Source organism: Alistipes sp. An116 (assembly GCF_002161005.1).
In the GTDB taxonomy this organism is placed as follows: Bacteria; Bacteroidota; Bacteroidia; order Bacteroidales; family Rikenellaceae; genus Alistipes; species Alistipes megaguti.
In genome coordinates this window covers 1-22,220 of record NZ_NFLR01000014.1, presented here as the reverse complement: position 1 = coordinate 22,220, position 22,220 = coordinate 1, and the positions used below count along the sequence as shown (strand labels likewise).

Genomic DNA, 22,220 nt, shown 5'->3' with positions numbered 1-22,220 from the left:
CAGCGGGCCGCCATAAGCACCGGATCCACAGAACGACCCGGGGACGGATCAGGCCAGCAGCGCGTCGAGGTCGGTCAGATCGGCGAAGGTGTCGATCACCAGATCGGCACTGGTTTCACGCTCGAGCACCTCGCGCGGCAGGGTGGTGGCCAGCGCCACGATGCGCCCGGCGCCGGCCCGGCGGGCCGACTCGATGCCGGCCTTGGCATCCTCGAAGACCACACAGTCGGCCGGATCGCACCCGACGGCCGCCGCAGCCTTGAGATAGATCTCCGGATCGGGTTTGCAATGCGTCACCGCGTCGCCCGAGATGCGGGCCTCGAACCATTGTCCGATCCGGCACTTTTCGAGCACGAAGTCGACGTTGGCGCGGCAGCCCGACGACCCGACGGCGCAGTGGATGCCGGCCCCGTTGAGTCGTTCGAGCAGCTGACGCAACCCCTCGACGGGGTGGATCTCCGGGGCGTAGATCTCACGGTAGATGGCCTCCTTCTCGTTGCCGAGGGCCTTGACGCCCTTCTGGTGGATCAGCTCCTCGGGCAGGATCAGACGCATGATGTCGTCGTTTCCCATGCCGTAGGCCTGGCTGAGGCGCTGCTGCCAGCCCTCGACGCCGTAGCGGGCGCAGAAGACCTCGAAGGCGCGGACATGAGCCAGCGTGTTGTCCACCAGCGTGCCGTCCATATCGAATAAAGCGGCTTTTTTCATGATTGCAGTTCGTTTTCGGAGGGCAAAGATACGAAAAGACGGGCGGGAAAACACGCCGACCGGGAATTTTTTGTCTCCGTGCGGCGCTCTCCTGTCGCGAATCCGATGCTGCGGCCGCTGGCCGAAAGCGGGCTGGCGAAGCGGGCGTTGAAGAGCACGATGTAGTTGTCGTAGAAGTTCACGTCGCCGTGCATGCCGCCGGTGAACTGCGCCACGGCGATGTTGTTGTCGACGCCCGAGACGCGGCTGGCGCGGATCACCTCGCGTTTGAACTCCGGCGAACGGCTGCGGTAGAGGTCGGCCGTCGATTCGGAGATCATGGCCGGGAGATAGGCCTGACCGGTCAGGGCCGAGGTGTCCATGTCGTTGAAGATGAATCCGAAGTTGCGCTGCATGCGTCGGTTGCGGAACCCGGGCCGGATATTCGTCAGATCGAGCTCCATTTTCGTGTAGGTCCGGCAGTGATACGTATCGTGGCGGTCGGGGTCGTTGCGCGCGCGGTTTCGGGTGACCGTGTCGCGCGTCTCGAGCGGATGGATGCCCTGTTCATTGGTCGTAATCCCGACGGTCGTACCGGGGAATACCACACTCACAAAAGCCAACGGCTCGCCGTTGGAGTCGGTCACACGTCCGCGTACCCGGGTCATTTGGGCATGGGCGCCGGCAGTTCCGAGCAGGGCGGACAGCAACCCGAAAATCATTCTCCGTACCTATGCGGGCAAATGTAAGAAAAAAGTTCAGAATCGCAGAAAATAAACTACCTTTGCGGCAAAACGGTTGAAAATGATGACAGTTTATGGCACACGGCAAGATTGAAAAGACGAATGCGGCACGGCTGCTCGACCGCGCGAAGATAGCCTACGAGTTGGTTCCCTACGAGGTTGACGAGACGGATCTGGCCGCCACGCACGTGGCTGCGCAGTTGGGCGAGGATATTTCGACGGTCTTCAAGACGCTGGTTTTGAAGGGTGACCGTACGGGTTATTTTGTCTGTGTGGTTCCGGGCGACCACGAGGTGGACCTGAAGGCCGCCGCGCGGGTTTCGGGCAACAAGAAGGTGGATCTGATTCCGATGAAGGAGCTGCTTCCGGTGACGGGTTATATCCGGGGCGGATGTTCGCCGATCGGGATGAAGAAGGCCTTCCCGACCTACATCCATACGTCGGCCGAGACGCTTCCGTTTATTTATGTCAGTGCGGGGGTCCGGGGGCTTCAACTGCGTGTGGCGCCGAAGGAGTTGGCGGCGTACGTGCATGCGACATTCGCCGGGATCAGCCGGCTTCCGGAGTGATTGGCGGAGGTTTGTGACCGGGGGGGGGCGAGAAGAGGCCTGGCCGCCCCTGAAACCGGTCTCTTGGGCCGGGAGCGGTGATTTGTTACTGGTCGCAGAGGGGCCTGGCCGCCCCTGAAACCGGTCTTTTGGACCGGGAGCGGTGATTTGTTACTGAGTCGCAGAGGGGTATGGTCGCCTCTGAAACCGGTCTCTTAGACCGGGGTTATTCGGCAACTTCGTTGTTTTTGGAACGCTTGCGGGAGTTGATGTTCAGATAGCGCTGCAGGGTCTGCTGCAGACGGGTCGGATCGAGATGCTGACGGATCTCACCGCCCTGGGCGATGGCTATCTCGCCGGTCTCCTCGGAGACGACAATGATGATGGCATCCGAGATTTCGCTCATGCCGATAGCGGCACGGTGGCGTGTTCCGAACTCCTTCGGAACGTCGCTCTGCGTGACGGGGAGGATGCACTTGGCCGCCACGACGCGGTCGCCTTCGATCAGCACGGCGCCGTCGTGCAGCGGGGCGTTCTTGAAGAAGATGTTTTTCAGCAGCGGAGTGGAAACTTTGGCATCGAGGGCGATTCCGCCTTCGGCGATGAGCCGCAGGTCGCTCTGCTGTCCGATGACGATCAGGGCTCCGGTTTTGGTCTGTGCCATTTCGCGGCACGCCGTGACGATGGGCGCGATGTTCGTCTGTACGGGGTCTTCGCCCGAGGAGAAGATGCGTGTGATGAAGTTAAAGTGTTTCTGCCGCATGCCGATCATCTGCAGGAAGCGTCGCAATTCGGGCTGGAAGACGATGATCAGGGCGATGGCGCCCACGGAGATCAGTTGTCCGAGGATCGTGGAGAGAAGCTCCATGTTGAGGGTGCGGACGACGACCCAGAGCAGATAGACGGCGATGATGCCCGAGAGGATATAGGGGGCATTGGTGCCTTTGGTCATGCGGTAGATCCAGTACATGATCAGGGCCACCAGAACGATGTCTATCAGATCAATGAAGGTGAACGGAACGAATCCCATTGCAATCGGACTTTAATCAGGTTTCGGAGTTGACAGCGCAAATGTAGGAAAAAAAAACGACTTCCACTCGTTGTGGAAGCCGGTTTTTTGTTCCGCACGGACGGGGCTATTTTTTTGCGTCCTTCTGATCGGCGGCGTAGAGCTCGTTGACCTTGGCCAGAATGGCGGGGGTGATGTCGAGCGTCGAGTCGGCGTCGATCAGAGCCGAAGCGTTGATAATGAGTTTGTACTTGCCGTCGGCGTTGATCTCCTTCACGGCGCGGTGGAGCAGGTCCTGGGCGCGGTTCGTGAATACGAAGTTCTCCTCATCGAGCGACCGGGCCTCTTTCTGGGCGTTGGCCTGATAGGAAGCGACCTTTTTCTGGATGCTCTCCTGCTGGGCCTGTGCGTCGCGGGTGGTGATCAGCCCCTTGTCGAACTTCTCCTGCAGCTGAGCGGCTTCGGCCTGGAGGCTCTGCTCGCGCTGGGCCCAGCTTTTCTGGGCCTTCTGGGTCTTCTCCTGCAGGGCGACACCCTCCTTCTGATAGAGGTCGCACTGGGCCAGGACGGCTTCAACCTGTATGTAGGCGATGTCGCTGGAGACGACCTCCTGAGCAACCGTTGCGCTTGCAGACTCAGCCTTTTCCGCGGTTTTCGTACCGCAGGCCGCGAGGACAAGAGCCGCAGCCAATGCCGGGAATAGCGTTTTTTTCATCTTGTTACGTAGTGTTTGGTTAAATATTCTTCATTTGAAACACAAAGGTAAAAAAAAATCTTTACTTTTGCCTACCGGAAGACAATTTTATCGCACCCCGGGCGGGCGTTGTTGCCGGATGCGGCTCTGCGCAGGGATGAGGACTCGTCGACGCGGCGGCAGGGACCGTCTTGCGGACGCGCCCCGACTTTGGCCCGGATGTCCGTAAGTCGCGGATTGCGTGCGGAATTTATAGCAGACGATCATGTACGAATATATCCAGGGAACGGTAGCCGAGGTTGCTCCGGCCTATGCCGTGATCGACGTGGGCGGAGTGGGCTACTACCTGCACATTTCGCTCGAAACCTACACGGCCATCGAGCATGCCGCACAGGCGAAGCTTTTTGTTCATTATGTCGTGCGCGAGGATGCGCAGCTGCTCTACGGTTTCTCGACGAAGGTCGAGCGTGAGTTGTTCCGGCTGCTGATCAGCGTTTCGGGCGTGGGGGGCAATACGGCGCGGATGATTCTGTCGACCTACTCGCCGCGCGAACTGCAGGGGATCATCTCGTCGGGGAACGCCGTCCTGCTGAAGAATGTCAAGGGACTGGGGCTCAAGACGGCGCAGAAGATCATCGTCGAGTTGAGCGGCAAGCTCATGACGCTGGGTTTCGACGACAACGGCCCGCAGCCGGCGACTCCCGACGGAGGGGTTGTCGACGAGGCGCTGGAGGCATTGGTCATGCTGGGCTTTGCACGCGGGGTGGCCGAGAAGGCCGTGCGGGCCGTGGTGCGCGAATCGCCCTCGGCACCGGTCGAGGAGGTGGTGCGCATGGCCCTCAAACGGCTCTGAGACGGCCGGCTGGAGGCCCGAGGCGGCCGGGACGATTCCCATGCGGTTCTGAGACGGCCGGCTGAAGGCCTGAGGCGGCCGGGACGATTCCCGTGCGGCTCTGAGACGGCCGGCGGGCGATCCACATGATGCGGTTCCAGGGCGGCTGCATGAGGTCGATCTTCCTGCGGTTCCAGGGCGGCCGTGGAGTGTTCCGACTCCGGGAACGGGACTTCTGAATACTCCCGGTTTGAACGGCCTGCCGCAAATCCTGTAAAACGTTGTATTTGTGTCCCAAAAGGCCTGAAAGTTGCACTAAAGGCCCAAGGTTGGGGGGTCTGTTTTTTTCTGGCAGGAGATTTGCCTTATCTTTGTCGAACTGTAAATGCAATGACCCATGGGTGAATTTCCGATCGGATTCCTGCTTTTGATGCTCGGCCTTGCGGTCGGAGCCTTCGTGGTGCTGCTGATTGCCTATGTGTGGCGGCAACGCCGGCTTCACCGGCTGATGGACCCACGCCGGGATTATGCCTACCATTCCGAGGAACGAGGATAGCTGCGGCTCTCCTCTTTTTTTTGTCCGTTCGGACGCTACGGGGCGAATTTTTACGTTTCATATTCATGGATATCGGATTGTTTTTGTACATTTGCACAATTGTATGCCGATGAAACGACCTTTTGCCATCCTGTTTTGTGCTGCGGCGCTGCTTCTGGGCGGGTGCTCGCAGGAGGAGGATACGCTCTCCGGACAGCGGGAGAAACTCGTCTCCTACCTGGAGCGGACCCACTCCCCGTCGCTGATCCCCGACACTTCGGTCGAGGAGGGGAGCCAGCTGCCCTTTTATACGGTCGCGGGGAATTCGGTCTATCGGTACATCCAGAATGTCTACGACCCCGACCGGGCGAACCGACCCGAAGTGGGCGAGAACTCCACAGTGGCGATCACCTTCCGGGCCTATGTGTTCGAGTTTTCGAACATTACCGACTCGACCTTTCCCTTCTGGTCGAACGATCCGCTGCTGGAGAGCGCCTATCAGGAGCTGGGGCTGAGTGTCGGCGAGGGCGGATGGACCTTCGAGCCGCTGCACGTATCGATGAACGGCAACATACTAAACGGACTGCGTCTTGCGTTATTGGGATGTCGCGAGGGCGACGAAGTCGAGGCCTACATGACCTACAACATGGCCTACGGCGACAGTTCGTTCAGCACCATTCCGAGCGAAAGCCCGATCGCGTGGTTCTTTACGGTGGATGCCGTAGAATGATAAAATGTGGATTTAGAATCGGAAAACGAAATATGAAGTTGATTACCCGTTTGCTGTATCTTCCGCTGGCCGGTGTATTGCTGCTGGCCTCGTGTGCCAAGGAGGAGAGCGAATCCTACGACAAGTTCGAAGACCAGGCCCTGGAGGCGTGGATGACCCAGAACCGACCGGAGTTGGTGGGCAACCTGCAGAGCGACGGAGGCTATTACGTCGAGGTGCTGGAGGCTGGGGAGGATCTCTCCACGGTCAAGCCGATCCGCGATACGGCATGCTGGGTGCGGTTCGACTTTTCGGGGCGCGATCTGAGCGGCAATATCGTACTGACGCGGCGTGCGGCCGAGGCCAAGCTGGTCAATACGTTCACCAAATATACCCACTACGTTCCCTATTACCGTTATTGCGGAACGGTCAATACGAGCCTGCTGGAGGGGACGTATCTGGCCATGCGCAACGTGCTGCACCTGAGTGCGGAATATGCGGCAGGCCACGGTTTGAGCGAGGATTTCGAGCTGCGCAAGGGTTCGAAGGTGCGGCTCTACCTGCCGTCGCGCATCGTCAGCTCGAGCGGCGTGGAGGGGCAGGGCGGTTACGAAGGCCAGTATTCGCTCAGTTCGCAGCGGCCGTTCATCATCGAGATGGAGATCCGCGAGATCGTGAAGAATCCGCTGGAGAGCGAAGGTTCGGAGGTGGATTCGTTCTGCGCGTCCAACGGTAGCCAGTGGCTCTATACGACGGAGGGCGACGAAGAGGGATCGTCGAAAATCCCGACGGGATACGATGACGAGAACCACCCTTACAAACTGCGGGAGAAGGGCTACCGGTGGGTGAGTGCCTGCGACTCGGTGGCCCAGGTCTATGTCGACGTGTGCTACGATCCGACGAAGGCCTCCGACTACCTGAATTTCAACTTCCCGGTTCGCAGCGAGAAGAACGAGCTGCTGTGGGACAACAAGGCGTATGATGTGGGCTTCGAGCCGTATAACGGGTCGGATCTCGAGGCTCGGATCTCCGAGGCACTCAAGAAGCGTTTCCATGCCGACGAGGATTACAAGCATCCGGGACTCGAGAGCCGGGATGCGGACTCGGTCGGGATGGACGGCGAGGCCAGGATCTGGTATATCGCGCGGATGCTCGACGGATTCATCTACGATACGAACATCGACGAGGTGAAGGAGATTATCTACGGGGAGGCCGACTCGGAGGGTTCGGCTCTGACCTATACGCCCGACGAAGATCAGAGCAGTCAGATCTCGGCCTACTATTACGTGGTTCCGAATCTGTGCTACGGACAGTGGGCGGAGTTCGTCACGGTTTCGACCCGGGGTTACGGCGCTACGGGACGTACGGGCAGTACGACGACGAGCGGCGGATCGACGGGCTATTCGTCGAGCTACCTCGATTACCTGAACTATTACAACTACTACAACAGCTACTACGGCAACAGCTACTACGGCAACTATTACAATAACTATTATTATAATTATCTGAACAGCTACTATTATAACTACGGTTACGGCTACGGCGACACCACGACGGAGACGACGACAACCATTTCGACGGAGATTCCGCCCTATACGCCGCTGGTTTATCAGATCTACATCGAGCCGGCCGAAGGGAAATAGACATTGCCGCGAGTGCCGTCATTACGAGGATCAAACGATCGGGAGAAGATTCTTCCGGTCGTTTTTTTGTGTTGCGAAGTCGGTCGGCCGGAGATTTGCATCCATGCCGGAACGGGCTTTCGGGTAGGGTGGAGATTGTTGCGTTTTGATGACAAAAGGGTTACATTTTTTTGTGGTTTTTGATCTGGAAATTTTGTAAATCCATAAAATTATATTAATTTAGTGTTCGAGAACCATCAACCATAAAATCTACGGATATGATAATCACATTTAACGAGTTGCGCCGTATCAAGGATCGGCTGCCCAGCGGCAGTTCGCAGCGCATTGCAGATGAGTTAGGAATCGATGTCGAGACGGTCCGCAACTACTTCGGAGGGAGTCACGAAGCGAAGGAGTGCGTCGGGGTTCACTTCGAACCGGGACCGGACGGCGGGGTTGTCACGTTGGACGACACGACGATTCTTGATGTTGCGATGCGTATCCTTAGCGAGCAACAGCAATAGTATATATAAAGGATCTGTCCGGTGAGAGCCGGAACGAAGCCTGCGGAGACGCAGGCTTTTTTTGCCCCTTAAGAAGGGGCTTCTTGAGGCAACCGGGCGTCGTCAGGTTTCGGAGGGCCGGCCCCTTAAGAAGGGGCTTTTAGGGGCAATCGGGCGTTGTCAGGTTTCGGAGGGTTGCAACTGCCTCGGCCCCTTAAGACTGGGCTTTTAGGGGCATCCGGGCGTCGTCAGGTTTCGGAGGGCCGGCCCCTTAAGAAGGGGCTTTTAGGGGCAACCGGATGCTGTCAGGTTTCGGAGGGCCGCGACTGCTTCTATCTTTTCCGCTGTCTTGTTCGGGAGCGGACGTGACGTTGAGAAACCCAGTAACGTCCCGGCCGCCCCTAGAACCCTGAAGTCTGGTATTGGGAGCGGACGTGACGTTGAGAAACCCTGTAAAGGTCCGGCCGCCCCTAGAACCCCGAAGTCTGGTATTGGGAGCGGGTGTGGCGTTGAGAAACCCCGAAAAGGTCCGGCCGCCCATAGAGCCCCTTTCTTAAAGGGGTGACAAAATGCCGGGCGAAAGGGGGTGTTGGCGGGGATTTCTGCCAAAATGCTGACAAATTGGCAGAGGCGCCCGATTGGTACGGCGTTTGTGAGAATTCCGGGCGTAACCGACGGCCACGGACCGAAGGGGACCCGGAGACGGGAACCCGGAAGAGAAAGGACCGGAGGGGACGATGAAGACGAAAATTATAAACAATTAAAAACAGATACGATTATGGCAAAGATTATTGGTATTGACTTGGGAACCACGAACTCCTGCGTAGCAGTGATGGAGGGCAATGAGCCCGTAGTGATTCCGAACTCGGAGGGACACCGTACGACCCCGTCGGTTGTAGCCTTCACGTCGGAAGGCGAGCGTAAGGTAGGTGACCCTGCAAAGCGTCAGGCCATCACGAACCCGAAGCGGACGGTCTTCTCGATCAAGCGTTTCATGGGCGAGACCTATGACAAGGTAACGGCTGATATTGCGCGTGCCCCGTATACGATTGTTCGTGGCGACAACAACACGCCGCGTGTCGACATTGACGGACGTCAGTACACGCCTCAGGAGATTTCGGCCATTATTCTTCAGAAGATGAAGAAGACGGCCGAGGATTACCTGGGTCAGGAGGTGACGGAGGCCGTGATCACGGTACCTGCCTACTTCTCCGACTCGCAGCGTCAGGCCACGAAGGAGGCCGGTGAGATTGCCGGTCTGAAGGTTCGCCGAATCATCAACGAGCCTACGGCCGCCGCGCTGGCCTACGGTCTGGACAAGAAGTCGAACGACATGAAGATCGCCGTCTATGACCTGGGTGGCGGTACGTTCGATATCTCGATTCTGGAGCTTGGAGACGGTGTCTTCGAGGTTAAGTCGACGAACGGTGATACGCACCTGGGAGGTGATGATTTCGACCACGTGCTGATCGACTACATGGCCGAGTCGTTCAAGGCTGAACACGGAATCGACCTGCGTGAGGACCCGATGGCGCTTCAGCGTCTGAAGGAGGCCGCCGAGAAGGCAAAGATCGAGCTTTCGTCGTCGACCACGACGGAGATCAACCTTCCGTACATCATGCCTGTGAACGGCATTCCGCAGCACCTGGTCATGACGCTGACGCGTGCCAAGTTCGAGCAGTTGTGCGATCATCTGATCCGCAAGACGATCGAGCCGTGCAAGCTGGCCCTGCGCGACGCAGGTCTGACCGCCTCGCAGATCGACGAGGTGATCCTCGTAGGTGGTTCGACGCGTATTCCTGCGATCCAGAAGATCGTCGAGGACTTCTTCGGCAAGACGCCCAACAAGTCGGTCAACCCGGACGAGGTCGTAGCCATCGGTGCAGCCATCCAGGGCGGTGTGCTGACGGGCGAAGTGAAGGACGTGCTGCTGCTTGACGTGACGCCGCTGTCGCTGGGTATCGAGACCTTGGGCGGTGTGATGACCAAGCTGATCGATGCCAACACGACGATCCCGACGCGCAAGTCGGAGGTCTTCTCGACGGCCGCCGACAACCAGCCTTCGGTAGAGATCAACGTATGCCAGGGTGAGCGTCCGCTGGCCCGCGACAACAAGTCGATCGGTCGGTTCCACCTCGACGGGATTCCGGCAGCACCGCGTGGCGTGCCGCAGATCGAGGTAACGTTCGATATCGATGCCAACGGTATTCTGAACGTATCGGCCAAGGACAAGGGTACGGGCAAGGAGCAGAAGATCCGTATCGAGGCATCGTCGGGTCTGACCGAGCAGGAGATCCAGCGGATGCGTGACGAGGCCAAGGCCAACGAGGAGAAGGACAAGGCCGAGAAGGAGCGTATCGACAAGATCAACGCCGCCGACTCGAATATCTTCACCACGGAGAAGCAGCTGAAGGAGTACGGTGACAAACTGCCCGCCGATAAGAAGGCCGCCATCGAAGGCGCTTTGGCCAAACTGAAGGAGGCCCACAAGAACGCCGACGTTGCCGCCATCGACACGGCGATGAACGAGCTGAATGCCGCATGGCAGGCCGCTTCGCAGGACATCTACTCGGCCCAGCAGGCTCAGAGCCAGCAGCAGAGTTCGCAGTCCAATGCCGGACAGCAGTCGAACGCCGGCAGCCAGCAGGGTGGCAACAACGGCCAGCCTGAGGATGTCGAGTTCGAAGAGGTGAAATAATGCCGTCCGACTCCACCGAGGAGCCGGCCTAAAAACGAAGGAGACATTCCCGCAAGGGGATGCCTCCTTTTTTTGTGCCTGCCCGACTCCTGCCTGACTTCCCGCCCGACTTCCGCCCGACACCTGCCCGGCTTCCAGTCCGGCCCCCCCCCTGCCCGACACCCCGCAAACGGCTCCGCGGGACGTTGCTGCAGAGCGGAAATTTTGCTACCTTTGCACGATCTCAACAACAACATCGTATGGCATGGTGGTATTTGGCATTGGCCGGATTATTTGAACTGGGCTGGCCGTTGGGTTTCAAGCTGGCGGCGCTCAGTGCGCGTTATCATCTGCTCTTTCTGCTGCTGTCGGTTCTGTCGATGGGGCTGAGCGGGCTGTTTCTCTATTGGGCGCAGCGGGAGATCCCGATGGGCACGGCCTATCTGGTCTGGACGGGCATCGGGGGCATCGGCACCGTATTGATCGGGATATTCTGCTTCCACGATGCGGTGACCTTCTGGCGGATGTTCTTCCTGACGCTGGTTTTCATCGGGATCGTGGGGCTGAAGCTTGTGCACTGAGGCCTATTGGCGGATGGTGAGGACGACGATGTGGTCCGGGGTCGCGGTCCGCTCTCCGAGACGGATGACGACGCCGTCGTCGTTCTGCCGGAAGTCGAGCCGCTCCCCGCTGTCGCAGGCCGTGGCCTGACGCACGCGCAGCCCCTGCAGGGGGACGAAGAGCTCCGTGTCGGGCCAGTCGAGAATGTGGAGATAGACCTTGTCGCCCCGGCGGGTCGTGACGCCCCACGCACGCGGCGTCACGGGCCCGGCCTGCGTTCCGTAAATTGTCTCGCCGTGGCGTTCGAGCCACTCTCCGATTCCGGCGAGCCGTTCGAGGGCCGCTTCGGGTAGCCGGCCGTCGGGCTGCGGCCCGATGTTGAGCAGCAGATTGCCGCCGCGCCCCGCCGCTCCGACCAGATAGCGTACCAGCTCGTCGACCGGCTTGTAGTCGCAGTCGGTGATGCGGTATCCCCACGAATGGTTCATCGTCTGACAGGTTTCGAGCGGCAGGCGGCTCACCTCCTGGCCCGACAATCCGGCGCTGTTTTCGCCCGGGAGGTCGCGTTCGAAGGTCTGTGCATCCTCACCCTCGAAGGGAGCCAGGTGGTGGTTGTTGATCACCAGACAGGCGGGCTGCAGCCGGTGGATCAGACCGTAGAGTTCGTCGAGCCGCCAGTCGAAACCGGGGTTCTGGTCCTGATCCCAGACGCCGTCGAACCAGATGGCGCCGACCGGCCCGTATTGCGTTAACAGTTCGGTGAGCTGGGCCTTCATGAAGTCGAAATAGGCGTCGGCATCCTCCTTTCGGGGGTCGCGGCCCGTTCCGCGGCCGGTGCGGCCGCGGGGTGCATCCTCGCGCCACCAGTCGATGAGCGAGTAGTAGAAGTGGATGCCGAGCCCCTGCCGGCGGCATTCGTCGGCCAGTTCGCGGACGACATCGCGGCCCAGCGGCGAGGCGTCGACGACGTTGTAGTCCGACTGTGCGGTGTCGAAGAGCGAGAATCCGTCGTGGTGGCGCGTCGTGAAGCAGACGTATCGGGCACCTGCCTGTCGGATGGCCGTGACCCATTCGTGGGCATTGAAGGCCGGGGCGGCGAAGGCGCCGGCCAGCTTGCGGTATTCGCGGAAGTCGATATCCTGATTGGTCATGACCCATTCGCCCTGCCCGAGCAGGGAGTAGAGACCCCAGTGGAGGAAGATTCCGAAGCGATCGTCGGCGAATTGCTGCCGGGCAGCTATGTTCTCGGAAGCGGGCACATACCCGGATTGGGCCGCGGCCGCCAGCGAGAGTGCGGCGGAGCAGCAGGCGAGGAGGATTTTTTTCATCGTGTTCGGGGATTGAATACCCGAAGGTACGAAAAGATTGGCTAAAAAGCGAATTCCGGCTGTGAATTATGCCTTCGGGGTTGTGCTTTTGGTTTTTTTCGGGCCGTTCGGCGCGCCCGAGCTGGCGAGGAGTCGTCCGCGGGTCAGGGGGAGGATCCAGAGACAGGCCATCGAGAAACGCAGGAGGAAGATCTCGGCCGGGCACGCTCCCCTGTGCCGTCCGAATGCCCTCGACGCCGCAGCCCGACATTCCGGCGGCTCCGTTGCGTGAGCGCCCATGCCGCCGCAACGTGCGCAACGGGGCTGCAGGGGTGATAATTTTGCCGCAATGGCCATTTTCTGCCGCTGAAACCGTGGGATTTAATTCTTTTTTTCTATCTTTGCGTGCTATTGTGCCCAACGACATTAAAACAAACATAATAACAACTATTTTTTCCAAATGCAAAGTAAAGGTTTCATTAAACTCATCGCGGTGCTTCTGGCCCTCGCATGTGTTTATCAACTCTCGTTCACGTTCAAGACGCGGAGCGTAGAGAAGAAGGCGGCGGCCTACGCTGCCCAGTTCCCCATCGACGAGCAGTCGGCGGCCGAACAGCATTACCTGGATTCGATCCAGAACCTGACGGTCTACAACGTGGGCTTCAAGAAGTTCACCTACAAGGAGTGCAAGGAGAAGGAGCTGAATCTGGGTCTGGACCTGAAGGGCGGAATGAACGTCATGCTGGAGGTTCAGGTCGAGGATGTCGTGAAGGCGCTTGCCGGCGACAGCCAGAACGATCCGGCCTTCCAGCAGGCCATTGCCGAGGCCAATGTGGCCATGAAGGACGGTTCGTCGAACGACTACATCGGCGACTTCGTGAAGGCCTACTCGCGTCTGTCGAACGGCAGTCCGATTGCCGCGATCTTCGTGAGCCCCGACCGCAAGGACATCACGCTCGAGAGTTCGGATGCCGACGTGGAGAAGATGCTCAAGCGCGAGACTGAGGCAGCCATCGGCGCTTCGTTCAACGTGCTGCGCAGCCGTATCGACCACTTCGGCGTAACGCAGCCCAACATCATGCGCCTTCCGAACTCGCACCGCATTCTGGTCGAGCTCCCGGGCGTGAAGGAGCCGCAGCGTGTGCGCGACCTGCTGCAGGGAACGGCCTCGCTGGAGTTCTGGCTGACGTACGACGCCCGCGAGGTGCTTCCGATGCTGGTATCGGCCGACAAGCTCCTCAAGGAAGAGGCTTCGCATACTGCCGCCCCGGCCACGGAGAACGCCACGGAGCAGCCTGCCGCCGAGGCCGTCGCACCGACGGCCGGTGAGGGTCTGATCGGTGAGATCGGCGCCGACTCGACGGCCAAGTCCGAGACGGCCCATACGGGCAACTTCGACCAGGCGCAGAACCCGCTCTTTGCGGTGCTGGATCCCAACTATGCCGGAGGCGCCGCCATCGGAGCCGCCTATAAGGCCGACATTGCTACGGTGAACGAATACCTGGCCCGTCCGGAGGTTCGCGACCTCTTCCCGGCCGACATCCTCTTCAAGTGGGGCGTGAAGGGCGACGACCACATCGACGGCCGTTACTACCTCTACGCCATCAAGGTGACGACCCCCGACGGCAAGGCGCCGCTCGACGGATCGGTCGTAACGGACGCCCGCGAGCAGTATGCGCAGCGCGGCGCCACGGCCGAGGTTTCGATGACGATGAACGCCGAGGGTACGCAGAAGTGGGCGCGCATGACGGGTGAGAACATCGGCAAGTGCATTGCCATCGTTCTCGACGGCTATGTCTACTCGGCCCCGCGTGTCAATACGAAGATCGACAAGGGACAGTCGCAGATCACGGGCGACTTCACGATCCAGGAGGCCCAGGACCTTGCCAACGTGCTCAACTCGGGTAAGGTTCCGGCTCCGGCGAAGATCATCCAGGATACGGTCGTAGGACCGTCGCTGGGACAGGAGTCGATCAACGCCGGTATGCTGTCGTTCGTCGTCGCCTTCATTCTGGTGCTGCTCTACATGGGGCTGTTCTACAAGACGGCGGGTTGGATGGCCGATGTGGCCCTGCTGATGAACGTCTTCCTGCTGATGGGCGTACTGGTATCGTTCGGTGCGGTGCTGACGCTGCCGGGTATTGCGGGTATCGTGCTGACGATGGGTATGGCTGTCGACGCCAACGTGATCATCTACGAACGTATCAAGGAGGAGCTTCGCGAGGGCAAGGGTCTGTCGCTGGCCATCAAGGAAGGTTTCTCGAAGGCCTACTCGGCCATCATCGACGGACAGCTGACGACGATCATTACGGGTATCGTGCTCTTCATCTTCGGTACGGGTCCGGTTCAGGGCTTCGCCACGACGCTGATCATCGGTATCATTACGTCGGTCTTCTGCGCGATCTTCATCACGCGTCTGCTGATCGATTGGATCGTTGCGAAGTGGGGCTCGATCTCCTTCTCGTACAAGTGGTCGGAGAAGTTCCTCAGCAATACGCACGTCAACTTCCTGAGCAAGCGTAAGGTAGCCTACTGGATTTCGGGCGCGCTGATCGTGCTGTCGATTCTTTCGTTCTTCGTCCGGGGTCTGAACCTGGGTGCCGAGTTCACGGGCGGCCGCGCCTATGTGGTTCGTTTCGACAAGGCCGTGTCGGCCGAGGAGGTTCGTGCGAACATGGAGCGTGTCTTCTCGCAGATCGAAGGGGCCGACGAGTCGTCGATCAGCTTCGAGGTCAAGCAGTACGGCAACGAGAACCAGATGCGCATCGTGACGCAGTACCGTTACGACGATACGTCGGATGAGGCTACGGGCGAGGTTGAGGAGCTGATCTACAAAGCACTGAAGCCGCTCTACTCGTATGACATCACCTTCGACCAGTTCCGCAGCACGCAGACCGATGTGAACGGTATTCTGACGGCCGACAAGATCGGACCTTCGATTGCCAACGACACGACGTGGAACGCCGTCTACTCGGTGCTCTTCTCTCTGATTGCCATCGGACTCTACATCACGTTCCGCTTCAAGCGCTGGCAGTGGGCAACGGGTGCCACGCTGGCCCTGGCCGTCAATGCGCTGCTGATCATCGGTATCTTCTCGATGTTCTACGGTATTCTGCCCTTCAACCTGGAGGTGAACCAGGCCTTCATTGCGGCCATTCTGACGATCATCGGATATGCGATCAACGATACGGTGGTTGTCTTCGACCGAATCCGCGAGTACCTGGGTATCTATCCGAAGCGGAGCCTCTATGAGAACGTGAACAACGCTATCAACTCGACGCTGTCGCGTACGATCAATACGTCGGGCACGACGCTCGTTACGCTGCTTGCAATCTTCTTCTTCGGCGGCGAGACGATCCGTGGCTTCATCTTCGCGCTGATCATCGGCGTAGTAGTCGGTACGGTGGCCACGATTTTCATCGCCACGCCGCTCGCCTACGATCTGATGAAGAAGCGCGCCAAGATCGACGAGGAGAAATAATCGCTTTCGAGGCTGAACCCAAAGCCGCTTCCGGATTCCGGGAGCGGCTTTTTCGTGTTCTCATCCGTCGGCATGTTTTTTGCGATTGAAGAATCACGAAGGCACGATTACCGTAGCCTTGGAGAACCGGACCTCCCGCGTGCCGTCGATAGCTTGCCTGATCGGCGGAGTCAGCGCCTTGGCGCTTTCGACGGGACTGATGTTGTGCGGACGCCGCGCCATTGCCAGCGTCTGGCCGGCCGGCTGTTCGTTCCCTGCCTGATCTGGATCCTCTTCGCCTCTTACCCGAATCTCTATGTGCTGGCGGCCGACGGCACGGGATTCTGAGCCGGCGACGGCCGATGGCGGATTGTCGTTGGCAAATTGGTATTTATTTTTTACCTTTGTCGGGAAGATAGAGGTCACACTATGGAAAATCTGCTGCATGGAATGCGACGTTACGTCTCGCCGGTCTTTCTGGCGCTGCTCGTGGCGTCGTTCATTCTTTGGTACATTGCCAAACTGAGCTATACCTATACGACGGAACAGACCGTCCGGGTGAGTGTCGACGATCAGCCCTTCGAGGTGACGTGCGTGGTGGAGGGGGTCGGGACGAATCTGTTCGGCTACCGGGTCTACATGAACAAACGGTTGCGGATTCCGCTTTCGGAGCTCAAGACGCGCCCTTCGCAGGAGGAGGGCCACGAGGGCAAACTGGTCATCGACCCGCAGTCGTTGCAGGATGCGCTGGCGCCGCGATTCAGCGACATCAAGATCATCTCGATCAAGGATATTCCGGAGATCGACCAACCGCAGGCGAAGTCATGATGAAGATTGGAATTACGGGCGGCATCGGGAGCGGGAAGAGCACCGTATGCCGCCTCTTTGCACAACGGGGCATTGCGGTCTACGATTCGGATCGGGAAGCCAAGCGGCTGATGACGGAGGATGCGGCGCTTCGCGCGGCGATTTCGGCGCGCTTCGGGGCCGAGGCCTATACGGCCGACGGCGCCTTGAACCGCGGCTATCTGGCTTCGCGGGTCTTCACGGATTCCGAGGCGCTGGCGGATCTCGATGCGCTGGTCCATCCGGCCGTGAAGGCGGACTTTGCGGCGTGGGCCGCACGTCAGCTCTCCCCCTATGTGGTGCTGGAGAGTGCGATTCTCTTCGAGGCGGGTCTGGAGCACTCCGTGGACCGGACGGTTGCCGTGGTGGCGCCGTTCGAGCTGCGTCTGGAGCGCACGTGCCGGCGCGACGGCTGTGACCGGGAGTCGGTTCTGCGGCGCATGGCCGCCCAGCTGGACGACGATACGCTGCGCGACCGGGCCGACTACTGCGTGGTGAACATCCGCGAGGAGGATCTCGAACCGACGGTGGCCGAACTTGACCGACGTTTCACGCTTGAAGCCCACCATCGCCGCCATGATGCCTGATCTGACCGTGCCGCAGGTGATGGCGATTCTGAACGTCACGCCCGATTCGTTCTATGCGGGGAGCCGTATGCCGGAGCGGGATGCCGTCGAACGCCGCGTGCGCGAGGCGCTCGACGAGGGGGCTTCGCTGATCGACGTCGGGGGGTACTCCTCGCGTCCGGGGGCCGACGAGGTTCCGACGGAGGAGGAGTGGCGGCGCGTGGCGCTCGGCGTGGAGACGGTGCGGCGCCTGGCTCCGGGGATGACGGTCTCGGTCGACACGTTCCGCAGCGAGGTGGTCGCGCGCACGGTCGAAGCCTTCGGCGAGGTGGTCGTCAACGACATCTCGGCGGGCGAACTGGATGCGAAGATGCTGGAGACGGTGGCCCGATACGACCTTCCCTACGTGGCGATGCACATGAAAGGGACGCCGCAGACGATGCAGGCGCAGACCGACTACCGGCGCGACATCACCACCGAGGTGGTCGACTATTTCCGCCGCCGGACCGACGAGATGATGGCGGCGGGCATCCGCCGCGAGCGGATCATCCTCGATCCGGGCTTCGGTTTTGCCAAGACCGCGGCGCAGAATTTCGAACTGCTGCGCGGTCTGCACCGCCTGTGCGGAGAGGGATTTCCGGTGTTGGCGGGGCTTTCGCGCAAGTCGATGATCTACCGCACGCTGGGCTGTACGCCGGAGGAGTCGCTGGCCGGGACCGTGGCGCTCGACTGGGAGTGCCTGCGTCAGGGGGCGCGGATCCTTCGGGTCCACGACGTGCGCGAGGCGGTCGATACGGTCAAACTGTTCAATGCATTCCGATCATGATACGCATAACGGATATACACAAGAGTTTCGGCACGCTGGAGGTGCTGCGGGGCGTGTCGCTGGAGGTTGCGCCGCGCGAGGTGGTCTCGATTGTCGGGGCGAGCGGCGCCGGGAAGACGACGCTGCTGCAGATCATCGGGACGTTGTCGCGTCCCGATTCGGGCCGTGTCGAGATCGACGGGACGGACGTCTTTACGCTGGATGACAAGGCGTTGTCGCGCTTCCGCAACGAGCGGATCGGCTTTGTCTTTCAGTTTCACCACCTGCTGGCCGAATTTACGGCCTTTGAGAATGTCTGCATTCCGGGGCTGATCGGCCGCCGGCCGCGGGCCGAGGTGGAGCGCCGAGCCGCGGAACTGCTCGAGCTGATGGGCCTTTCGGCGCGCCGCGACCATAAACCGGCCCAGCTGTCGGGCGGTGAACAGCAGCGCGTGGCCATTGCGCGGGCGCTGATCAACTCGCCGGCGGTGCTGCTGGCCGACGAACCCTCGGGCAACCTCGATTCGCACAACCGCGAAGAGATCCACCGCCTCTTTTTCGAACTGCGCGACCGCCTGGGGCAGACGACCATTCTGGTGACCCACGACGAGCATCTGGCCTCGATGGCCGACCGGAAGATTACGATGTCCGACGGACGGATCGTCGAACCCTGATCCTTTTTTCGTGAACGGGGGCTCTTCTGCCGGACCGTGGCCCCGATGTTTGCGATTCGGCGTGTACCCCGCATTCCGTTTGTCCATGCCGGCGGCAGCAGCCGCTGCGACGTTTGATTCTATTCCCGAATTGACCATGATGGAACCCTCGCTGCTCAGGGAGCTGCTCGAATCGCTCTATGATCGCTATAACCGCCCGGAGTTCATCCCGGACGATCCGATTTCGGTGCCGCACCGCTTCACGGAGCGCGCCGACCGGGAGATTGCCGGTTTTCTGTCGGCCACGATTGCCTGGGGCAACCGCCGTTCGATCGTCCGCAACGGCCACCGGATGATGCTTCTGATGGACAACGCCCCGGCGGACTTCGTGCGCCATGCCTCGGAGCGTGAACTCAAGCAGCTGGAAACTTTTGTCCACCGCACCTTCAACGGCGGTGATCTCAGGGATTTTGTGCTGGCGCTGCGGGGCTTCGAGGAGCGCTACGGCGGACTGGGCGCCTTTTTCGAAGAGTGTTACGCGGTGCACGGCGATCTGCGGCCCGTGCTGGCGGAGTTCCGCCGGGAGTTCTTCGCTGCGCCCCACGCCCCGCGCTGCGAGAAACACCTCTCGTCGATCGAGCGGGGAGCGGCCTGCAAACGGCTGTGCATGTACCTGCGGTGGATGGTCCGCCGCGACGACCGCGGGGTCGATTTCGGCCTTTGGCGGCGTATTCCGATGTCGGCGCTCTACCTGCCGCTGGACCTCCACGTCGGCGTGACGGGACGGGCTCTGGGGCTGCTCACGCGGCGTCAGAACGACTGGCGGGCTGTCGAGGAGATCACCTCGCGGCTTCGTGAGTTCGACGCGGCGGACCCCGTGCGATACGATTTTTCGCTCTTCGGAGCCGGTATGGACCGAATTCTCAACGACCATGAGTGAATCCGTCGAACATCTCGAAGGAGCCTTTCGCTTCAAACGCTTCACGATCCGCCAGCAGCGCACTGCGATGAAGGTCGGTACGGACGGCGTGCTGCTCGGCGCGTGGGTCGGTGTGCGGCCCACGGACCGGCAAATCCTCGACATCGGTACCGGTACGGGGCTGATTGCCGTGATGCTGGCGCAGCGTTGCCCGCAGGCCGAGATCACGGGAGTCGATATCGACGACCTGTCGGATGCGCGCGAGAACGGTGACGCCTCGCCCTGGGGCGACCGTCTGTACTTCGTCGGGCAGGCGATCCAGGAGTTCCGCCCCGCGGAGCGCTACGACCTGATCGTCTCGAATCCGCCCTTCTACGTCGATTCGCTGACCTGCCCCGACCCGGGTCGCACGACGGCCCGCCATACGGTCAGCCTCTCCTACGAAGAGCTTCTCGATGCGGTTGTCCGGCTTCTTTCGCCTGGCGGACGCTTTGCCGTGGTGCTGCCGACACCCGAGGCCGAACGGTTCCGGCGGCTGGCGGTGCAGCACCTGCGGTTGCGACGCCTCACGTGGGTTCGCACCACGTCCCGCCGGGCTCCCCGCCGGGTGCTGATGGAGTTCTCCCCGGCCGGGGATCCGGCGGTGGCCTGCGGCACGGATACGGATCTTCGGATCGACGAACTGACCATCGGAACGGGCGCCCACGAAGACTATACGCCCGAATACCGGGCGCTGACGCGTGATTTTTACCTGAAATTTTGACGACACGCGAAAAAACGCTACTTTTGTTCTTCGACAGCATCAAACTATTCAGACCATGAAATACAGACTTTTGGCGCTGATCCTGCTGCTTGCGGGAGGCGCTTCGGCTCAGAATCCATACATTGCCCTGCAGGGTGCCAACGAGACGGCTGACGGCGTGGTTGTGTCGCAGCCGCGGACGATCCTTGCCGTGGACCTGACCGTCGAGTGCGACCGGACGCTGGCGGGGCCCTACGCGCGCTATGCGCAGAAGTTCCTGGGCGTGCGGCCGGCGCTGGCCGACAAGACGACGTGGAGCATCACCGGCGCCCGGATCGCCCTTCTCGACGGCGCCACCTGCCTGAACGCAACGGCCCCGGCGGCCCCCGCGACCCGTGTGCAGAGCTATGCCGCGACGGACGAGGAGTTTGCGCGGCTGCAGCCCGACAAACTTGAGATGACGACCTCTTCGTTGGAGGATGCGGCGCGCGCGGCCGCCGAGCGGATCTATTCACTGCGTCGCCACCGCCTCGACCTCATCACGGGCGAAGCGGGTGAGAATGTCTTCGGCCAGGGGCTGGATGCGGCGCTGAAGGAGATCGACCGCCAGGAGCAGAGCTATCTGGAGCTCTTCCTGGGCAAACACGTCACCACCACCTCGACGCGCCGCTATGTGGTCTATCCGCAGACGGACAAGAAGCAGTATATCGTCTGCCGTTTCAGTCCGGCCAGCGGTTTGCTTCCGGAGAACGATCTTTCGGGCGACATCGTCCTGCTGCAGATCGAGCCGTCGGGCGCCGAGGCCGGAGCGGGACTCGAGGCCGGACCCAAGGAGACGAATGTTGTCCGCTGCCGTGTGGCCGATCCCTCGACCTGCACGGTGCTCTCGGGCGGTCAGGAGTATGCCCGCACGGTGCTTCCGGTCTTTGAATTCGGCCGAACGATCAACGTAGCCCTGCCTCGCCGCAAATGATGGATTTCACCACGCGAATGACCGCGTTGCTTGGCGCCTTTCGCCGGGAGCGGAACGGCGCCGTGGCCGACTCGATGCGCTATTACGGCCGCACGTACGGCTTGAACTACGGTGTGAGCCTTCCGACCCTGCGCCGTCTGGCCCGGGCCGAGTCCACGGATCACGACTTTGCCCGCTATCTCTATCAGCAGGATGTCCGCGAGTTGCGCCTGGCAGCCTTCCATATCGCCGATCCCGGGCGCCTCACACCGGACGAATTTCCGTTCTGGGGCGACGGGCTGCTCAACTCCGAAATGGCCGAAGAGGGGGCCTTTGCCCTGCTGGGACGGACGCCTTCGCTTCCGGCACTTTTCGACGCATGGACGACCCCCGAGGCCGGCTGGCTCCAGCAGTATGCGGTGCTGATGGCCGTTGCTCGGGCCGAAGCTCCGCAGACGGCATGGATTCCGCGCGTGGTCGATATCGTTCGCCGGGCGGCAGCGTCGGAGTTTCAGGAGAGCCATTTGCTGGCACAGGGAGCCGTTGCGGCGCTGGTCAACCTCGGTTCCCGGAGCGAGGAGAACCGCCTTGCCGTGCAGCAGGCCGTCGATTCGCTGGGGACGCACTCCGCCGAGGAGCTGGTCCGCGAGGAGCTTTCGTGGCGGCTGGACCCGGATCTCTGATCTCTCCGGTCGACCTGCGGGCTCACCCTCCGGCTTACCCCGTTACAGCCTTTCTGACTGTCCTTCTGATTGACTCCGGCCGACCTGCGCCACCCCTCCGGGTTACTCCGTTACAGCCTTTCCGGCCGTTTTTCTGTTTGCCCCCGGCCGACTGCGGACCACCCCCC

The 22,220-nt window shown here is 60.7% G+C and carries 23 protein-coding genes; 17 read left to right on the top strand and 6 right to left on the bottom strand.

Annotated elements, in window-relative coordinates; genetic code table 11:
• Nucleotides 1-48: 48 nt before the first annotated feature.
• Both B5E60_RS09855 and B5E60_RS09850 read right to left on the bottom strand, forming a co-directional pair.
• Nucleotides 49-708: an HAD family hydrolase gene (locus B5E60_RS09855; RefSeq protein WP_087311328.1), complete on the bottom strand. Its 660-nt coding sequence runs from the start codon at nt 706-708 to the stop codon at nt 49-51.
• Entirely contained in the window at nt 705-1,409 is a 705-nt protein-coding gene (locus B5E60_RS09850; RefSeq protein WP_239403307.1) for a DUF5686 family protein, read from the bottom strand. The genes B5E60_RS09855 and B5E60_RS09850 overlap by 4 nt, the downstream gene beginning before the upstream one ends.
• 95 nt (nt 1,410-1,504) lie before the next feature.
• Between B5E60_RS09850 and ybaK the strand changes: the two genes are divergently transcribed.
• The gene (gene ybaK / locus B5E60_RS09845) at nt 1,505-1,999 is read left to right on the top strand and encodes a Cys-tRNA(Pro) deacylase (RefSeq protein ID WP_087311327.1); all 495 of its coding nucleotides are present in this window, start codon (nt 1,505-1,507) and stop codon (nt 1,997-1,999) included.
• A gap of 205 nt (nt 2,000-2,204) precedes the next feature.
• Here ybaK and cdaA read toward each other — a convergent pair whose 3' ends face one another.
• Nucleotides 2,205-3,008 carry a diadenylate cyclase CdaA gene (cdaA, locus tag B5E60_RS09840; protein WP_087311326.1) on the bottom strand — a complete coding sequence of 268 codons (804 nt, stop codon included), beginning with the start codon at nt 3,006-3,008 and terminating at the stop codon, nt 2,205-2,207.
• A 106-nt stretch (nt 3,009-3,114) separates the two neighbouring features.
• Nucleotides 3,115-3,702, bottom strand: a complete 588-nt coding sequence (locus B5E60_RS09835; protein ID WP_087311325.1) for an OmpH family outer membrane protein — start codon at nt 3,700-3,702, stop codon at nt 3,115-3,117.
• A gap of 244 nt (nt 3,703-3,946) precedes the next feature.
• Here B5E60_RS09835 and ruvA point away from each other — a divergent pair, with 244 nt between their 5' ends.
• From ruvA to B5E60_RS09805, 7 genes are all read left to right on the top strand, one after another.
• The gene (gene ruvA / locus B5E60_RS09830) at nt 3,947-4,534 is read left to right on the top strand and encodes a Holliday junction branch migration protein RuvA (protein WP_087311324.1); all 588 of its coding nucleotides are present in this window, start codon (nt 3,947-3,949) and stop codon (nt 4,532-4,534) included.
• A 376-nt stretch (nt 4,535-4,910) separates the two neighbouring features.
• The gene (locus B5E60_RS14045; RefSeq protein WP_162992919.1) at nt 4,911-5,069 is read left to right on the top strand and encodes a hypothetical protein; all 159 of its coding nucleotides are present in this window, start codon (nt 4,911-4,913) and stop codon (nt 5,067-5,069) included.
• A 109-nt stretch (nt 5,070-5,178) separates the two neighbouring features.
• Nucleotides 5,179-5,778 carry a hypothetical protein gene (locus tag B5E60_RS09825; RefSeq protein WP_087311364.1) on the top strand — a complete coding sequence of 200 codons (600 nt, stop codon included), beginning with the start codon at nt 5,179-5,181 and terminating at the stop codon, nt 5,776-5,778.
• Between the two features lie 32 nt (nt 5,779-5,810).
• Complete coding sequence (locus tag B5E60_RS09820; protein WP_087311323.1) at nt 5,811-7,400, top strand: hypothetical protein; 1,590 nt, start codon at nt 5,811-5,813, stop codon at nt 7,398-7,400.
• A gap of 257 nt (nt 7,401-7,657) precedes the next feature.
• Entirely contained in the window at nt 7,658-7,903 is a 246-nt protein-coding gene (locus B5E60_RS09815) for a DNA-binding protein (RefSeq protein WP_087311322.1), read from the top strand.
• 757 nt (nt 7,904-8,660) lie between these two features.
• The gene (dnaK, locus tag B5E60_RS09810) at nt 8,661-10,580 is read left to right on the top strand and encodes a molecular chaperone DnaK (RefSeq protein ID WP_087311321.1); all 1,920 of its coding nucleotides are present in this window, start codon (nt 8,661-8,663) and stop codon (nt 10,578-10,580) included.
• A gap of 239 nt (nt 10,581-10,819) precedes the next feature.
• On the top strand, nt 10,820-11,140 hold the full coding sequence (locus B5E60_RS09805) for a DMT family transporter (RefSeq protein ID WP_087311320.1): 321 nt from the start codon (nt 10,820-10,822) through the stop codon (nt 11,138-11,140).
• Between the two features lie 3 nt (nt 11,141-11,143).
• Here B5E60_RS09805 and B5E60_RS09800 read toward each other — a convergent pair whose 3' ends face one another.
• Entirely contained in the window at nt 11,144-12,448 is a 1,305-nt protein-coding gene (locus B5E60_RS09800; protein ID WP_087311319.1) for an alpha-L-fucosidase, read from the bottom strand.
• 439 nt (nt 12,449-12,887) lie between these two features.
• Here B5E60_RS09800 and secDF point away from each other — a divergent pair, with 439 nt between their 5' ends.
• Nucleotides 12,888-15,908 (top strand): protein translocase subunit SecDF, encoded by a 3,021-nt coding sequence (gene secDF, locus B5E60_RS09790; RefSeq protein WP_087311317.1) that lies wholly within the window; start codon nt 12,888-12,890, stop codon nt 15,906-15,908.
• Between the two features lie 93 nt (nt 15,909-16,001).
• Here the strand turns inward: secDF and B5E60_RS13790 are convergent, their stop codons facing one another.
• Entirely contained in the window at nt 16,002-16,334 is a 333-nt protein-coding gene (locus tag B5E60_RS13790) for a hypothetical protein (protein ID WP_143260733.1), read from the bottom strand.
• On the opposite strand from B5E60_RS13790, the gene B5E60_RS09785 reads away from it, so the two are divergent.
• From B5E60_RS09785 to B5E60_RS09750, 8 genes are all read left to right on the top strand, one after another.
• Nucleotides 16,317-16,715: a hypothetical protein gene (locus B5E60_RS09785; RefSeq protein WP_087311316.1), complete on the top strand. Its 399-nt coding sequence runs from the start codon at nt 16,317-16,319 to the stop codon at nt 16,713-16,715. The genes B5E60_RS13790 and B5E60_RS09785 overlap by 18 nt on opposite strands.
• On the top strand, nt 16,715-17,320 hold the full coding sequence (coaE, locus tag B5E60_RS09780) for a dephospho-CoA kinase (RefSeq protein ID WP_087311363.1): 606 nt from the start codon (nt 16,715-16,717) through the stop codon (nt 17,318-17,320). Before B5E60_RS09785 ends, coaE begins: the two co-directional genes overlap by 1 nt.
• Nucleotides 17,310-18,125 (top strand): dihydropteroate synthase, encoded by an 816-nt coding sequence (gene folP, locus B5E60_RS09775; protein WP_446698001.1) that lies wholly within the window; start codon nt 17,310-17,312, stop codon nt 18,123-18,125. Before coaE ends, folP begins: the two co-directional genes overlap by 11 nt.
• Nucleotides 18,122-18,778, top strand: a complete 657-nt coding sequence (locus B5E60_RS09770; RefSeq protein ID WP_087311315.1) for an ABC transporter ATP-binding protein — start codon at nt 18,122-18,124, stop codon at nt 18,776-18,778. The genes folP and B5E60_RS09770 overlap by 4 nt, the downstream gene beginning before the upstream one ends.
• A gap of 139 nt (nt 18,779-18,917) precedes the next feature.
• Nucleotides 18,918-19,697 carry a TIGR02757 family protein gene (locus tag B5E60_RS09765; RefSeq protein WP_087311361.1) on the top strand — a complete coding sequence of 260 codons (780 nt, stop codon included), beginning with the start codon at nt 18,918-18,920 and terminating at the stop codon, nt 19,695-19,697.
• Entirely contained in the window at nt 19,690-20,439 is a 750-nt protein-coding gene (locus tag B5E60_RS09760; RefSeq protein WP_239403306.1) for a tRNA1(Val) (adenine(37)-N6)-methyltransferase, read from the top strand. Before B5E60_RS09765 ends, B5E60_RS09760 begins: the two co-directional genes overlap by 8 nt.
• A gap of 55 nt (nt 20,440-20,494) precedes the next feature.
• A complete protein-coding gene (locus tag B5E60_RS09755; protein WP_087311314.1) occupies nt 20,495-21,391 on the top strand; it encodes a DUF4831 family protein in 897 nt (298 codons plus the stop codon).
• Entirely contained in the window at nt 21,391-22,053 is a 663-nt protein-coding gene (locus tag B5E60_RS09750; RefSeq protein ID WP_087311359.1) for a DNA alkylation repair protein, read from the top strand. The genes B5E60_RS09755 and B5E60_RS09750 overlap by 1 nt, the downstream gene beginning before the upstream one ends.
• Nucleotides 22,054-22,220 lie beyond the last annotated feature (167 nt).